Annotated in this window: 15 protein-coding genes; 8 read left to right on the top strand and 7 right to left on the bottom strand. The window is 60.7% G+C overall.

Annotated elements, in window-relative coordinates:
* The first annotated feature begins 98 nt into the window (after positions 1-98).
* The 5 genes from GGI60_RS23640 (at position 99) to GGI60_RS23620 (ending at position 5,226) form a co-directional block, all read left to right on the top strand.
* Positions 99-2,633 (top strand): heavy metal translocating P-type ATPase, encoded by a 2,535-nt coding sequence (locus GGI60_RS23640; RefSeq protein WP_183919034.1) that lies wholly within the window; start codon positions 99-101, stop codon positions 2,631-2,633.
* A 9-nt stretch (positions 2,634-2,642) separates the two neighbouring features.
* Positions 2,643-3,032, top strand: coding sequence for a Cu(I)-responsive transcriptional regulator (gene cueR, locus GGI60_RS23635; RefSeq protein ID WP_183919035.1), 390 nt, complete (start codon positions 2,643-2,645; stop codon positions 3,030-3,032).
* Between the two features lie 169 nt (positions 3,033-3,201).
* On the top strand, positions 3,202-3,741 hold the full coding sequence (locus GGI60_RS23630; protein WP_183919036.1) for a sigma-70 family RNA polymerase sigma factor: 540 nt from the start codon (positions 3,202-3,204) through the stop codon (positions 3,739-3,741).
* Entirely contained in the window at positions 3,728-4,495 is a 768-nt protein-coding gene (locus tag GGI60_RS23625; RefSeq protein WP_183919037.1) for an anti-sigma factor family protein, read from the top strand. Before GGI60_RS23630 ends, GGI60_RS23625 begins: the two co-directional genes overlap by 14 nt.
* Before the next feature lie 20 nt (positions 4,496-4,515).
* Complete coding sequence (locus GGI60_RS23620) at positions 4,516-5,226, top strand: Bax inhibitor-1/YccA family protein (protein WP_183919038.1); 711 nt, start codon at positions 4,516-4,518, stop codon at positions 5,224-5,226.
* A gap of 122 nt (positions 5,227-5,348) precedes the next feature.
* Here the strand turns inward: GGI60_RS23620 and GGI60_RS23615 are convergent, their stop codons facing one another.
* Positions 5,349-6,485 (bottom strand): RHE_PE00001 family protein, encoded by a 1,137-nt coding sequence (locus GGI60_RS23615; RefSeq protein ID WP_183919039.1) that lies wholly within the window; start codon positions 6,483-6,485, stop codon positions 5,349-5,351.
* Positions 6,486-6,666: 181 nt separating this feature from the next.
* Here GGI60_RS23615 and GGI60_RS23610 point away from each other — a divergent pair, with 181 nt between their 5' ends.
* Positions 6,667-6,876 carry a VOC family protein gene (locus tag GGI60_RS23610; protein ID WP_183919040.1) on the top strand — a complete coding sequence of 70 codons (210 nt, stop codon included), beginning with the start codon at positions 6,667-6,669 and terminating at the stop codon, positions 6,874-6,876.
* A 242-nt stretch (positions 6,877-7,118) separates the two neighbouring features.
* On the opposite strand, the gene GGI60_RS23605 is transcribed toward GGI60_RS23610, so the two are convergent.
* From GGI60_RS23605 to GGI60_RS23580, 6 genes are read right to left on the bottom strand one after another with little or no spacing between them, the layout of a single operon-like run.
* On the bottom strand, positions 7,119-7,433 hold the full coding sequence (locus GGI60_RS23605) for a YciI family protein (RefSeq protein ID WP_183919041.1): 315 nt from the start codon (positions 7,431-7,433) through the stop codon (positions 7,119-7,121).
* Positions 7,430-8,278, bottom strand: coding sequence for a dioxygenase (locus GGI60_RS23600; RefSeq protein ID WP_183919042.1), 849 nt, complete (start codon positions 8,276-8,278; stop codon positions 7,430-7,432). Before GGI60_RS23600 ends, GGI60_RS23605 begins: the two co-directional genes overlap by 4 nt.
* Before the next feature lie 20 nt (positions 8,279-8,298).
* The gene (locus GGI60_RS23595; protein ID WP_183919043.1) at positions 8,299-9,357 is read right to left on the bottom strand and encodes a maleylacetate reductase; all 1,059 of its coding nucleotides are present in this window, start codon (positions 9,355-9,357) and stop codon (positions 8,299-8,301) included.
* Between the two features lies 1 nt (position 9,358).
* Positions 9,359-10,339, bottom strand: a complete 981-nt coding sequence (gene tsdA / locus GGI60_RS23590) for a gamma-resorcylate decarboxylase (protein ID WP_183919044.1) — start codon at positions 10,337-10,339, stop codon at positions 9,359-9,361.
* A 46-nt stretch (positions 10,340-10,385) separates the two neighbouring features.
* Complete coding sequence (locus GGI60_RS23585; protein WP_183919045.1) at positions 10,386-11,618, bottom strand: flavin-dependent monooxygenase; 1,233 nt, start codon at positions 11,616-11,618, stop codon at positions 10,386-10,388.
* A gap of 10 nt (positions 11,619-11,628) precedes the next feature.
* Positions 11,629-12,168 carry a flavin reductase family protein gene (locus GGI60_RS23580; protein ID WP_183919046.1) on the bottom strand — a complete coding sequence of 180 codons (540 nt, stop codon included), beginning with the start codon at positions 12,166-12,168 and terminating at the stop codon, positions 11,629-11,631.
* A 198-nt stretch (positions 12,169-12,366) separates the two neighbouring features.
* On the opposite strand from GGI60_RS23580, the gene GGI60_RS23575 reads away from it, so the two are divergent.
* Both GGI60_RS23575 and GGI60_RS23570 read left to right on the top strand, forming a co-directional pair.
* Entirely contained in the window at positions 12,367-12,819 is a 453-nt protein-coding gene (locus GGI60_RS23575) for a MarR family winged helix-turn-helix transcriptional regulator (protein WP_183919047.1), read from the top strand.
* A gap of 182 nt (positions 12,820-13,001) precedes the next feature.
* Positions 13,002-14,297 carry an MFS transporter gene (locus GGI60_RS23570; RefSeq protein WP_183919048.1) on the top strand — a complete coding sequence of 432 codons (1,296 nt, stop codon included), beginning with the start codon at positions 13,002-13,004 and terminating at the stop codon, positions 14,295-14,297.
* Positions 14,298-14,326 lie beyond the last annotated feature (29 nt).

Here is a 14,326-nt window from a genome sequence, read left to right as displayed (position 1 = left end):
TTCGATAAAATCGATATCGTCAAAATTAGCGCTTGACCTTCCAGTTGCTGGAAGGTGGATAAGCGTCTCCAACTGCCCTTCGGGCATCGGAGATAGTCATGGATACCAAGCACGAACGCGACCACCATCATCATCACAACCACACCCATGGCAACGGTCAGTGCCATTGCGGCCATGATCATCAGGAGAAGTCCGCCGAAGTTGTGATCCGTGATCCCGTCTGCGGCATGACCGTCGATCCGCAAGCCGGCAAACCCTCGTTCGTCCACCTGGGCCGCATCTATCATTTTTGCTCCGAGAGCTGCCGGACGAAGTTTGCGGCTCAGCCACAGGATTATCTGACAGCGAACGATCCGGTCTGCGGCATGGCTGTTGATCGTTCGACGGGAAAATACTTTCTGAAATTTGAGGGCGAGAAATTCTACTTCTGCTCGGCCGCCTGCCAAACCAAGTTCGAAGCTGACCCGTCCGCCTATCGCGACGGCGCCCGTCCGGCAGCCAAGCCGGCGCCAAAGGGCACGCTTTATACCTGCCCGATGCATCCGGAGGTCATCAGCGACCGTCCCGGCGACTGCCCGAAATGCGGCATGGCGCTGGAACCGATGGGTATTTCTCCTGATGACGAAGGCCCGAACCCGGAACTTGTGGATTTCTCCAGACGGCTTTGGGTCAGCGCCATTCTTGCCCTGCCGCTGCTGGCGCTCGGCATGGGGCCGATGCTCGGCCTGCCGCTCCGGGAAGCGATCGGCGAACCACGGGCGACATACATCGAACTGCTGTTGGCGACGCCGGTGGTGCTGTGGGCGGCCCTGCCATTCTTCCGCCGCGCATGGGCGTCCCTCGTCAACCGCAGCCCGAACATGTGGACGCTGATCGGCCTCGGCGTCGGCACCGCCTATGTCTATAGCGTCGTCGCTACGCTTGCGCCGGGTATTTTCCCGATGAGCTTTCGTGGCCATGGCGCTTCCGTGCCCGTCTATTTCGAGGCGGCGGCCGTCATCGTCGCTCTGGTTTTCGTCGGCCAGGTGCTGGAGTTGAAGGCACGCGAGCGTACCGGCTCGGCGATCCGCGCCCTGCTCGACCTCGCGCCGAAGACGGCGCGGCGCATTGATGCCAATGGCAACGAGAGCGACGTGCCGGTGGAGGAGATCCAAACCGGCGACCGGTTGCGCGTGCGCCCGGGCGAGCGCGTGCCGGTGGACGGTTCTGTCCTGGAAGGCCAGTCGACCGTCGACGAATCGATGATAACGGGCGAACCCTTGCCGGTCGAGAAGACGGCGGGCGACGGGTTGACCGGCGGTACGATCAACAAGAACGGCTCTCTTGTGATGTCGGCCGAGAAAGTCGGTGCAGACACGGTGCTGTCGCGCATCGTCGACATGGTCGCCAAGGCGCAGCGTTCGCGGGCGCCGATTCAGGGCGCCGTCGACCGCGTGTCGGCCTTCTTCGTGCCCGCCGTCGTTGCCGTGGCCGTCCTTGCCTTCATCGTCTGGGCCGCCGTCGGGCCGGAACCAAGCCTGGCAAACGCGCTGCTTGCCGCTGTCGCCGTTCTGATCATCGCCTGCCCTTGTGCGCTCGGTCTGGCGACGCCAATGTCGATCATGATCGCGACGGGGCGCGGCGCTGGCGAAGGCGTGCTAATCAAGGACGCCGAAGCACTGGAGCGCTTTTCCAAGGTCGACACGCTGATCGTCGATAAAACAGGCACGCTGACGGAAGGCAAGCCTGTTCTCACCGACGTCGTCGCCGTCGGCGGCATCGAGGAAGGCCGGCTACTGTCGCTGGCTGCCAGCCTCGAACGCGGCTCGGAACATCCCCTGGCCGAAGCGATCGTTTCCGGTGCCGAAGAGCGCGGTATCACCTTCGTGGAGGTGACCGGCTTCGAGGCGAAGACCGGCAAGGGTGTAAAGGGCCTTGCCGCCAGTGCGAGCGTGGCGCTCGGCAATGCAGCAATGCTCGCCGAACTCGGCGTCGATCCCTCGGCGTTGTCGGAGAAGACAGAAGCGCTGCGTGGGGACGGCAAGACGGTAATGTTCGTCACGATCGACGACAAGCTTGCCGGTCTTGTTGCCGTTGCCGACCGGATCAAGCCGACGACATCAGCCGCCATCAAGGCGCTGCACGACAGCGGGCTGAAGATCATCATGGCGACCGGCGACAACGAGCGCACCGCGCAGGCGGTCGCAAAAAGCCTCGGCATCGATGAAGTCCGCGCCGACGTGCTGCCGGAAGGCAAGAAGGCGCTGATCGAGGAATTGCGCGCCAAGGGCGCCGTCATCGCCATGGCCGGCGACGGCGTCAACGATGCGCCGGCACTTGCTTCGGCCGATGTCGGCATCGCCATGGCCACCGGCGCCGATGTTGCGATGGAAAGCGCCGGCATTACATTGGTGAAGGGCGACCTCAACGGCATCGTCAGAGCGCGGCGGCTGGCGGAGGCGACGATGCGCAATATCCGCCAGAATCTCGGTTTCGCCTTCGGCTATAATGCCCTCGGTGTTCCGGTCGCCGCCGGTGTGCTCTATCCGGTCTTCGGCCTGCTGCTGTCGCCGATGATCGCGGCAGCGGCGATGAGCCTCTCGTCCGTGTCGGTGATTGCAAATGCGTTGAGGCTGCGCTTGGCAAAATTATAGGAGATGACGATGAATATCGGCGAAGCATCCGAGCGCTCCGGCCTGCCTGCGAAGACGATCCGCTATTACGAGGATATCGGCCTCATCCGCCCCGAAAGGGGCGGAAACGGCTATCGCGACTATGCTGCGAGCGACGTTCACAAGCTGCGCTTCCTGCAGCGCTCGCGCGGTCTCGGCTTCTCCGTCGAGGAATGCCGGCAATTGCTGGCGCTCTATGAGGACCAGGGTCGGGCGAGCGCCGACGTCAGGGATATCGCCGAGAGCAAACTCGGTGAGATCGACCGCAAGATCCGCGAACTGACGGAACTTCGCCGCACGCTGGAGCACCTCGTGCATGCCTGCCATGGCAATGACCGGCCGGACTGTCCGATTCTCGAAGAGCTTTCGGACGGCCGCTGAGCTTTTCAGTAAGGTCGGGTCAGGAAGGTCTGGCATGTGATCGTCATAAACAATCGCCGATTTAAGGCGCGCATCATATCCTGGCCGAATATCGGCAACCATATTCCGTCCGGATGACTTTTTTTGTCCCGCCGGGAATAAAATCCCGCGCGCTTGCGTATACTCAATCATGGAACGCAAAGACCGCCCCTTCGACGTCATCGGACAGCTCGCAGCGCTGAGGCGCTACGCGCGTGCGCTGGTGCGCAATTCGGACGAGGCAGAGGATCTAGTACATGATGCGCTGGTGCGCGCCTTCGAGAAGAAAAAGAGCTTCCGCAGCGGCGGCAACCTGCGTACCTGGCTGCTCTCCATCTTGCACAATGCCCATATCGATCGCCTTCGCCAGAAGCGGTCGCTGACACGGCGCCATGACGAAGCGGCTGTCGAAGCCGAGCAGTCCTTGCCGGCCGGCCAGGAACACGCCGTGCGCCTGCAGCAGGTACGCGACGCCTTCTTCGACCTGCCGGAGGAACAGCGCGAGGCGCTGCATCTCGTTGCGATCGAAGACCTTTCCTATCAGGAAGCGGCCAATGCGCTCGGCATTCCGATCGGCACGCTGATGTCACGCATCTCCCGCGCCCGCACGCAGCTGCGCGAATTCGAGGAGAAGACACCGCGCGTTTCGCATCTGAGATTAATCGGAGGGAACGGCCATGAAAGCAGTTGATCCGATCGTCGACGCCGATCTCGACGCCTATGTCGACGGCGAGCTCGATGTCGCACGCCGCATCCAGGTGGAGTCCTATCTTTCGGAGAACCCGGCGATTGCCGCCAAGGTGATGGCCGATCTCAGCGTGAAAGGTGAGCTGCGCCTGGCGCTTGCCGGCGAAAACGGCTTCGGTCGTCCCGAGACCCGCGATGCCGCCCGCCGGTTGGAGCGTGGCCTTTCCTATGGCCGCATCTTCCACTCCATGCAGCGCATCGCCGCCGTCGGTATTCTGGTGACCGCCGGTTGGGTGGCGCACAATTCCTTCGGTGCCTTTTCGGCGACCGAGGTAGCGGCCTCCGTTCCAGCGCCCGCCTATGTCGAGGATGCCGTCCGCGCCTATCAGACCGCAGTCCTGCGCGAAACCATGCCTTCGCAGCCACCGACCACTTACAGCGCCGACGACATCCGCGCGGCCACCGCGATCGTGATGCCCGAACTGCCTAGGGATTGGAAGATCGCCGACGTGCAGATCTTCCCGTCCGAATTCGGCCCCAGCGTCGAGATGGCGATCACGGTAGCGGATGGAAAGCGACTCTCGCTTTTCGCCGTCCGGCCGGGCGCCTTCGAGGTCCAGCCGGTCAGCCATCTCGCGCTCGAAAAGGCAGAAGCCGCCTATTGGCAGATCGGCGAAGTCGCTTACGCCCTGATCGCCGACGATAGCGGTCTCAATCTCGATCAGGCGGCCGAACGGCTCGCTCGCTCGCTCTATTAGTTCTAACCGAGGAGATCAGCATGAACCCGATCAATCCCCGCTATGGCGCCGTTGCCGGCTCCCAGGCTATCTTCGACGAGGGTCTGCGCCAGCACATGCTGCGCGTCTACAATTATATGGCTCTCGGCCTCGTCATCACCGGCCTCGTCGCCTTCGTCGTCGGCTCGACGCCGGCCCTCTATGTCCCGATCTTCGGCTCGCCGCTGAAGTGGGTGGTAATGCTGGCGCCGCTCGCCTTCGTCTTCTTCTTCTCGTTCCGCATCCAGACGATGTCGGCCAGCACCGCGCAGATCACCTTCTGGGCCTTCTGCGCGGTGATGGGCCTGTCGCTCGCCTCCGTCTTCCTGGTCTTCACCGGGATGAGCATCGCGCGGACCTTCTTCATCACCGCCACGATGTTCGGCGCCACCAGCCTATACGGCTATGTGACGAAGCGTGACCTGTCGCGCATCGGCTCGTTCCTGATGATGGGCCTCTTCGGCGTCATCATCGCTAGCATCGTCAACATCTTCCTGGGTTCGAGCGCGCTGCAGTTCGCAATCTCGGTGATCGGCATCGTCGTCTTCGTCGGCCTCACCGCCTACGACACGCAGAACATCAAGGAACAATATTCGGAAAATTACGATCAGGAATCGAACCAGAAGCTCGCCGTCTTCGGTGCGCTCTCGCTCTACCTGAACTTCGTCAACATCTTCACGCTTCTGCTCAACTTCACCGGCGAGCGGGAATAGGACCGCGCTTCCGGGGGCAATGGAAGCGCAAGAGCGCCCGGTCTGCACTCCGTGACAGGATGGCAGATCGGGTGCTCATCTCAAAACGAAAGCGGCCGGGTTCACGCCCGGCCGCTTTCGTTTCAGATGATACCCCAGGCACGATAGCGACCGCGGCCGGTGATTTCGCGAATGCCGATCTCATTGACGAGGTTCAGCGCGCCGCGCGGCGTAATCCTGAGATGGCGGGCAATCATCGCCGCCGAGACCATCGGCCGCGACAAGATGAAATCGGCAAGCTCGGGCAGGCTGCTGTTTGAGCGGCGGCCGCGATAGCGCAGCTCCATCTGCGTGCGTGCCAGCGACAACCGGTCGATTTCCTTGAGACCGGCCGCGGCACCCAGATGCATCGCCTCCAGAAAGGCTTGCAGCCGGGTTGGCCGGTCGCGCGCCCGCCGCCGCTCGTGGCGCACCAGCTTCAGCCCGCCGTAAAAGGAAAAGAGATGCGAGGCGACCTTGCCGCGGGCGCGGAGATAACTTGCGACCAGAAGACCGCCGAGCCATTGCTGTCGCCGTAGCGGCTCGATCCTGTCCCAGGCCTCGAAAAGAATGACGGCGCCGAGGATCGGCGGCAGGCTGTCGGCCAATGGCAGCACGCTTCGCCACTCCGCAAGCCGCTGTTCCTCGTCCCATTCCTCGTCGCCGAGCAGCCCGAGCGGGTCATCGTTGCGCTTGGCTGAGGATATTGCGGCCACCGCCTCTCCCGCCGGCGCCTTGCCCGTATGGATGTCGATGAGCTTCTGCGAGCGGGCAAGCAGCGCATCGATCTCCGCCATCTCGGCGGCAAGCGGCCCGCCTTCATCCTCGCCCTCTTCGTCGGTATCGACCTCGATCGCCGGGGTTTTGCTTGCCAGCGCGGTCCCCTCCCCTTCCCCCATGGCCGACGTCAGCACTGCAAGGCCCGACCCGCTAAGAGCCCAGGACGGTTCACCGGTCCAGATGCGCCGACGCGTCCGCAGCACCGAATGGGCGATCGTCAGCTCGTGGCTGGGGGCTCGGCTATCCATATGCGCGTCGTGTAAAACGAGATCCTCGACATGCACGAGTTCGCCGGCGACCCAGAGCGCGCCCGCAGCATCGAAGAAGTGACTGCGCTCGGCAAATCCCTCGCCGACCGGCGAGCGCAACACCCGCTCGTCGAGCCGCGCCAATCCGTCCTCTGCGGCAGCAAGGGCTGGAAGCAGGCTTTGAAGCATCGCACCGTCAATATCATAGCGCATTGTTAAGCTTTACGGTTTTTAACAAATGGAAGCAAAAAGCTTATTTTCTTCCGTCACCATGACATGGTTAACGGTGTATTTCAACAAAAGCGGTGGGGGAAGAAAGTGCGTTAAGGCTCGTCGACAGGCCGCATCTTCTTCTAACCCTCGCAGCTGAGAGGCTTTTTGGTCACCTGGAGTCATGTTCAACGATCGTCCAGCACCCAAGGGAACGCTTTCGCTGCAGCTTGCCTTTCGGGTCTCGCCCCCTGCGGTTCAGCGATGCGCCGAGCAACTAAAGGCAAAGGGTGTGAAGCTCGTTTATGAAGTCACGGATCAGCCCTGGGGTCACCGTACGGTGTTCTTCCGCGATCCCGATCGTAACGTCATCGAGATCTTTGCGGAGATCTGAGGTGCCGGCCGTGCTCAATGGGCCAGAGAGCGATCCGGGTCTCGGTGTGAACCGCGCCGGGTATGCCGGAGGCTCCAACATTTGACAAAGTGGAGCCTCCGGCATACCCGGCGCGGTTCAATCAACTGAACAAGGCTCAAAGCGACAGAATCGAATGATGACGATGAGGCCGCTTGATTGAAATCACGTCAGAATTTGGGGAAGTAACCGTCTACCAAATGGTGCTTGTCACGCCTCACCAGTCATCGATCAAACCCCGCCTTGACCCTCTCTCCGAGAGTTCCAAAGGTTGGTCTCCATTCAAACGTGTCTACACTTCTGTAAACACCGGCAAGTACGAAGGGATCAAGCTGGTTAAACGTTTCAAACTCCGAAAATGTGTCGACCTCCGCAATCACGACAGCGGTCATGGACTTGCCTTCGGCAACCGGAGCAGAAGGTCCGGAAAGCAAGATGCGGATCGGTGCGTCCCGCAGATAGGCCTTGTGTTCGTCGATCAATTGGGAACGTTCGGCAGCCTTGCCGGGATCGGATACCGCATAACGAACGACGATCATCGTCTGGTCTCGACGGGCGTCAGCACGAAATCGAAAGCGGAGCGCCAGACCGTCGGACGATCCACACGTTCGAAAGGAGCGATCAGGCTCTTTTTTACACCAAACACCGTGTCTGATTCCAGATAGGGATCGTCGCCGACAAAGGTGTGGGTTACGAGCTTCTGATAACCTGAAGCCGTGATCAGGTAATGGGTATGGGCAGGACGGTAGGGATGGCGGCCGAGGGACGTTAACATCTGGCCGACCGGGCCGTCATCCGGGATCGGGTAGGAAACCGGCTTTATGCCGACGAAACTATAGGCGCCATCTGCGCCGGTCACGAAGATGCCCCGGTTGTTCCACTTCGGCTGAATATCCGGCTGCTGGACGTCGTAGTAGCCATCGGAATTATCCGACCATACGTCGATCCGGGCTCCCTCGATCGGATTGCCGCCGAGATCCAGCACCCGCCCGATGAAGAGGCAGCTCTCGCCCTTGCCGTCGAGCGAGATGTTTTCACCCATCTGCCGTATGGGCGCGCCCTCGACATGGAAAGGTCCGAACACTGTATTTTCCGTGGCGCCTGGCGGACGCCGGTTGTTGATTGCATCCACCAGCATCGACAGCCCAAGCGTATCGCTGAGCAGGATGAACTCCTGTCGCTCGTGATGACAGAGATGGCCGGTTCGGGTCAGGAAGCCTATGGCCAGCTCCCATTCCTCCTGGGTCAGGCTGATATCCTTGGCAAAGGCATGCAGGTGCTTGACAAGCGACGCCATGATTTCGGCCAGGCGTGGATTAATGTCCTGCCCCATCCGCGAATTGACGGCTTCCACGGATCTCTCTTCGCTGAAATATTCAGGCACGTGACCATCCTCCTAAGGCATTAACGCGGCCGCGCGCCCTCCCAGGCGCTCTGTAACAAAACCCGGATCGGTTTCCTTTCGATCGGGCGCGGGTTCCAGTAGGGGTTCTGGGCGGCGAGTTCTGCCGCACGGTCGAGATCGGCCTCCTTCATGCCCAGCTCGCGCAGCGCCAGCGGGGCGCCGATCGAAGCGGCAAAATCATAAAGACCGCAGCCCAGCGAGCCGCCGAAGAGATCGGCGGCCGGCTTTAACGCATCCGCTGCGGCCGCCGCGTTGTAGGCGGCAGAATGGGGAAGAATGACCGCGTGGGTTTCCGCATGCGGCAGATCGAAGCTACCGCCCAGCGTATGGCAAAGCTTGTGATGGAGGGCCATGCCAACCGCTCCGAGCACCGTACCGCACAGCCAGGAACCGTAAAGCGCTTCGCTTCGCGGCCCGATGTCCCCAGGGGCACTTACGATTTGAGGCAAAGCCTGCTTCATCGCGCGCAGGCCCTCGACCGCCATCATTGACGAAATCGGGTTGCGATCCTGCGCGTAGAGACCTTCGACGGCGTGCGCCATTGCATTGAGCCCGCTGCTGACGCTGATGTTGACTGGCAATCCCAATGTCAATTCCGGGTCGTAGATCACCACCTCGGGCAGGATGCCGGGGCCGCGGACCGTTGTCTTCTGCCCGTTTTCTGTCTGGCCGAGGATTGGTGTAACCTCCGATCCCGCATAGGTCGTCGCCACCACGATTTGTGGCGCGTCGTTGCGATAGGCGATCGCCTTGCCGAGACCGATCGTCGATCCGCCGCCGATTGCGACCACGCAATCGGCGCCGGCCAAGTTGTATGCGGCGATCGCGCGCTCGGTTACATCGACCGGCGTATGCATCGTCGCGTCGTGGAATAGTCCCGCCGCAAGCGGACCGAGGGAAGCCGCGATCCGTTCGGCCTCCGCTTTCTGGTGCGGGGTCGAAAGGATCAGGGCGCGCTTGCCGCCCTGCCCAGCAATCGCCTCGGAGAGACGGTTCAACGAGCCGCTCCCAAAGAAGACCTGTGCCGCGCTGGCCGTGTATCTGAAAGGTGCAAACATGCTATCGATCGAGTTTGAAGAGTGAAACCGCGTTGGTGCGACCGATCTTCAGACGGTCGGCCTCGGAGATGGTCGTGTTGTCGAACCAGTTTGCAGCATGGTCGACGTTCTCGAATGGCCAGTCTGTCGAGAACAGAATTCGGTCCGCGCCGATTTCCAGCATAGCATCGATAAGCGACTGCGTGCGGAAGTTCCCCGAGGTCGTGATGTAGAAATTATCGTTGAAATAATCGGCAATCGGGCGTTTGGCCGGATAGTTCTTTTCCACCTTGACCCACGCATTCCGGTTGTCGATGCGCCACATCATATATGGCAGTCCCTCGCCCATGTGACCAACGATGATGCGCAAAGCCGGATGTTCGTCAAACAGGCCGCATCCCATCAAGCGTAGCGCGTGAACAGCGGTCTCCTGTGCGAACGCCCAGGTCGGACCCATCAGCCAGGAATGGCCAGCATAGATCCGACTATCCTGCGGCAGCGGGTTGCGCGGATGCAGATAGAAGGGAACGTTGAGTTTTTCGACTTCGGCCCAGAACGGACGATATTGCGGCAGGTCGTAGTAGAGCGGCGTCGTTCCGTCGCCTTCCTGCGAGAAGCCATTGACCAGTGCACCGACGAAACCCATCGTCGTCACGCATCGCTGCAATTCCTGCGCGGCCGCATCCGGATCCTGCAGGGGCAAAGCTGCAAATCCCAGGAAACGGTTCGGGTTCTTGACGCATTGCTCCGCCAGAAAGTCATTGGCGCGTCGGGAAGTCTCCAGAGCCTTTGCCTTATCCGGGATCGCCTGCACGGCCGGAGCGTTCAGCGACAGGATCATTTTCTCAATGCCATGGGCATCCATCAGCCGCAGACGCTTGTCCTGGATATCGAGAAGCCGGGCGGACAGTTCCGTCCAGTAGTCGCCCGGCACGAAACCAGCCGAATCCTGCAGCGTCTCGGGAATGGCGAAATGTTCTTCAAGCGCGATCTTGCCTTGCACGATATGCTCTCTTTCCTGTCTTCAATCGAAATAGTGGGATGGCGGATCAGAATTGTCCCTTGGGCGGAAGACCGAGCAGCTGCTGGCCAACCATGGTCCCCACGGCATCCCAGTTCATGGAAATATGGCGCCCGACGGCATTTGCATCGCGCCATGCCCGCTGGACGGGATTGGACATCTGGAGGCCGAGGCCGCCTGTCGATGCATTGAGAGCTTCCACGGCCCGGAGGGCCAGGCTGACCGCAAAAGACTGGCTACGACGGGCAAGAATCCGATCTTCTTCGGTGATCTCGCCGGCGCCATCCTCGCGGGCCTGGGCCAGTTGCTGCGCCCGGGCAATATCGCGCAGAATGATTTCGCGGGCGGCATCCACGGATGCGGAGGCTTCCGCCACGCGAAGCTGGATCGTCGGAAATTCTGCGATCTTGTTGTTGCCACCGGCGACTGCGCCACGTGTCACACGGGCCCCCATGTGGTCGATATAGCTCTCCAATGCGCCCTTCGCCGCACCGACGGCCGCGCTGCCGAGGCAGAACGGAACCCCCATCAGCAGCGGAATGTTGAAAAGGCCGATACCCTTATAGCCACGTCCGCCCGGCGTTCTGCCGGAGGTCGCATCCGGAAAGCTCAGCATACGGCATTCCGGAACGAAGACGTCCTTGAGGATCAGGCTTTTTGAGCCGGTCCCCGCGAGGCCGACCACGTCCCAGGTCTCGGCAATGGCATAATCGCTGGCGGGAACCAGAAGGAACGCCGGTACAGGACGCTCCCCCTCGCCGTTTGGCGGAATGATCGCCGCACAGAGCGCCCACTGTGCATTATCGCATCCGCTCGCAAAGGCCCAGTCACCGGATAACCGGAAACCGCCCTCGATGCGCTCCGCCATGCGGACCGGCGCATAGGAACCGCAGAGCAGCGCATCCGGATTGCTGCCCCACACGTCCTGCTGAACCCTTTCATCAAACATGGCAAGGAGCCATTGATGCGCGGAAAGGAGGCCCGCAACCCAGCCGGTGGAGGCACAAGCCGACGACAGCTGGATATTTGCATCGACAAGCTCGGCAAACGATCCTTCCTCGCCACCGAAACGGGCAGGCTTGACGATATCGAAATAGCCGGCGGCGCGCAGCAGATCGATATTGCGTGCCGGCACGCGGCCGGATTTTTCGGTATCGCGCGCGCCGGCACGGATCTCCTCCAGCACGGGGGCGATGCGATCTGCAAGACATGCGTTCTCGACCCGCGCCGAGGCGGGAAACAGGGCAGCTGTATTGTTCATGGAACTACCTTCAGTTCTGGGATGCAGGAAGCGCGTGCTGTGGCGCGCAATATTTCGAGTTCTCGTACATCAGCGCGGTGGTGTCGTCGGAATGGCGTGTATCCACCACCTGCCCGATGAAGATCGTGTGCGTTCCATAAGGAACTGCGCCCATACGGCGGCAGACAACCGCGGCATGAGCGGATCCCAGCACCATCATGCCGCGCTCATGGCGAATCCAATCGGCAGCATCGAACCGACGCTCAGGCGCAATCTTGCCGCTGAAACCTTCCGATACGGCTGCCTGCCTGTCGGTCAGAACGCTGACTGCGAATTCAGGCACCTCAAGCAGCATGTCATGCAGGTAGGTGCGATTGTTCAGGCAGATGATGAGAGATGGCGGATCCATCGAAAGTGATGTCACGGCCGTTGCCGTCATTCCATGATCCGCGCCGTTGCGACAGGCGGAAATGACCGTCACCGTCGCCGGGAAACGACGCATGGTCGATCGAAATGCATCGCTGATCGGTGCGGGGGCCGGCGCTATGCCGAGGGCAGCAGTGGCAGACATGATTTCCTCCCGTGTCTCCTGTAATTTAAATTATTGCATTTGCAATTGTTGTCAATGCAAATTTAAAAATTATGCGGAAAATGCTTGATCTTCCCAGCCGTTCTCGGCGGCTGAAGCCAATCGTGTTGTCATTCCGGTCATTTAGGTGCATGTCGGAGAGAGCCCCCGGCAAGCCGAATCCCGCCAGCAGACAGAGACATGTACAAACTTACCGATTCCGTTCCCTATCTTCTCAATCGCGCCGGCGTGCGGATAGCCGAGGTATTCGCGCAGAGAATCGCCGAAGACAATCTCAGCGTGGCGATGTACCGGGTCCTGGCCATGCTCAAAGAGCGCCAGGAGAGCACCCTGGGGGATCTCGCCGACGTCGTCTCCGTCGAGATTTCGACGCTTTCGCGCCTGGTCGGCACACTGGCCAAGCGCAAGCTGGTGTCGCGAACACGTCCGGAAGAAAACGGCCGTATCGTCATCGTAAGGCTGACCCCGCAGGGCGAGGCGATGACGGAAAGGCTTATGCCGCTTGCCGTGGAACTTGAACGCACCGCGGTGCAGGGCATGTCGGAAGAAGAGGTCGCAGCCCTGAAGAAGGCGCTGCGCCGCATGCACAGCAACCTGCCGGCAATATCCGGAAAGGGAAAAGTTGCCATCTGAAAAGATTGCAGTTGCAAATATTTTATTCGCAAGTATTTAATAGGGTGTCATCGTTGTCTTGACATCGCGCTCTCATGGGCGAGTCTGGAGCTGGGAGGAACCACGCCGGCAACGATCCAGGAGGATTTGTACATGGATCAACGCGGACCTGCCGCTGGCAGGAGCGTACTTCCTGTACTCAAATGTATGGGGAGGGAAAATTGGCCATACAAGATCTCGCTATTATCAAGGAACGCGTTCGCAGCCCGAATATCATCATCGCTCTTTGCGGTCTGCTGATCCTGTTCGACGGCTATGACCTGATCGTCTACGGCGCCGTCGCGCCGGCATTGCTCGGTGAAGCCAACTGGGGCTTGACGCCCGGCTTGGTGGGACGAGCCGCCTCCATCACCCTGTTCGGTATGCTGCTGGGCGCTCTCGTCGCCGGGACACTCGCTGACAGGATAGGTCGCCGCAAGGTCATCATAGGCAGTCTGCTGAGCTTCTCCGTTATGATGATCGGCAGCGGTCTTGCGCCGAACTTTCTCGTTTTCGAGGGAACACGCTTTCTTGCCGGCCTAGGCCTTGGCGCTCTTTTTCCGACTGTAACCGCGTTGATCATCGAGTTTTCTCCGCCGAAGCGGAAGGCAATGGCCTATTCGATTGCTCTTCTCGGTTATCTCGCCGGCGGCATCGTTTCGGGCATCCTCGGAATGCTGCTGATACAGAAATACGGATGGCGTCCGCTGATGATCATCGGCGGCGCACCGATCCTGCTTCTGCCTTTCTTCATCCGCCTCATACCCGAGTCTCCCGAATGGCTGGCAACGAAGAACCGCCAGAGCGAAGCCAACCAGATCGCAGACCAGTACGGGCTGGCCAATCCCATCGCTAAGCCTATTGTACAGGTCGGCATCCGGTCGCTGTTTTCCGAAGGTCGCCTGCTGCCGACCTTGAACGCATGGGGTATCCACTTCTGTTCGCTCCTGCTGACATTCGGCATGGTCAACTGGCTTCCGACCATCATGAATAAGATGGGCTATGACCTCGGCTCCGCCCTACTCTTCTCGGTAACCCTCAATCTCGGAGCCGCAATCGGGCTGCTGATCGGCGCGAGGATTGCCGACCGCGGCAATGTCAAGATTGTCGTCGCGGGCATGTTTCTACTCGGAGCCTGCTCGATCTGGCTGCTGACGCAGGTGGATCAGGGCCTCCAGGTCTATGGTCTGGTGGCACTCGCAGGCACGGGAACGATCGGCACGCAGATCCTCGCCAACATCCTCGTCGGAAACCTCTATCCGGTCGAAATCCGCGGAACCGGCCTCGGTTTCTCACTCGGCATCGGCCGTATCGGCGGAATGATCGGTCCAGCCATCGGGGGTGCCGTGCTTGGCGCCGGTCTCGCCCCGCAGTGGAACTTCTACATCTTCGCCACGGTTGGCGCAGTAGGTTGCGTTCTTGCGGCCGCCACTTTGCTTTACTCAAGCAAAGTCCATTAAAACTGGTCGCCGACAGGTCTTCCACATCA

Source organism: Rhizobium lentis, from assembly GCF_014200175.1.
GTDB lineage: Bacteria > Pseudomonadota > Alphaproteobacteria > Rhizobiales > Rhizobiaceae > Rhizobium > Rhizobium mulingense.
This window is presented reverse-complemented; position numbering and strand designations above follow the sequence as displayed.

Excerpts from the sequence above, each read along its gene's own strand:
- GGI60_RS23585 (WP_183919045.1), bottom strand. The coding sequence starts at position 11,618 with ATGAACAATACAGCTGCCCTGTTTCCCGCCTCGGCGCGGGTCGAGAAC.
- GGI60_RS23620 (WP_183919038.1), top strand. The coding sequence starts at position 4,516 with ATGAACCCGATCAATCCCCGCTATGGCGCCGTTGCCGGCTCCCAGGCT.
- GGI60_RS23580 (WP_183919046.1), bottom strand. The coding sequence starts at position 12,168 with ATGTCTGCCACTGCTGCCCTCGGCATAGCGCCGGCCCCCGCACCGATC.
- GGI60_RS23570 (WP_183919048.1), top strand. The coding sequence starts at position 13,002 with ATGTATGGGGAGGGAAAATTGGCCATACAAGATCTCGCTATTATCAAG.
- GGI60_RS23575 (WP_183919047.1), top strand. The coding sequence starts at position 12,367 with ATGTACAAACTTACCGATTCCGTTCCCTATCTTCTCAATCGCGCCGGC.
- GGI60_RS23610 (WP_183919040.1), top strand. The coding sequence starts at position 6,667 with ATGTTCAACGATCGTCCAGCACCCAAGGGAACGCTTTCGCTGCAGCTT.
- GGI60_RS23640 (WP_183919034.1), top strand. The coding sequence starts at position 99 with ATGGATACCAAGCACGAACGCGACCACCATCATCATCACAACCACACC.
- GGI60_RS23630 (WP_183919036.1), top strand. The coding sequence starts at position 3,202 with ATGGAACGCAAAGACCGCCCCTTCGACGTCATCGGACAGCTCGCAGCG.
- GGI60_RS23615 (WP_183919039.1), bottom strand. The coding sequence starts at position 6,485 with ATGCGCTATGATATTGACGGTGCGATGCTTCAAAGCCTGCTTCCAGCC.
- cueR (WP_183919035.1), top strand. The coding sequence starts at position 2,643 with ATGAATATCGGCGAAGCATCCGAGCGCTCCGGCCTGCCTGCGAAGACG.
- GGI60_RS23595 (WP_183919043.1), bottom strand. The coding sequence starts at position 9,357 with ATGTTTGCACCTTTCAGATACACGGCCAGCGCGGCACAGGTCTTCTTT.
- GGI60_RS23605 (WP_183919041.1), bottom strand. The coding sequence starts at position 7,433 with ATGATCGTCGTTCGTTATGCGGTATCCGATCCCGGCAAGGCTGCCGAA.
- GGI60_RS23625 (WP_183919037.1), top strand. The coding sequence starts at position 3,728 with ATGAAAGCAGTTGATCCGATCGTCGACGCCGATCTCGACGCCTATGTC.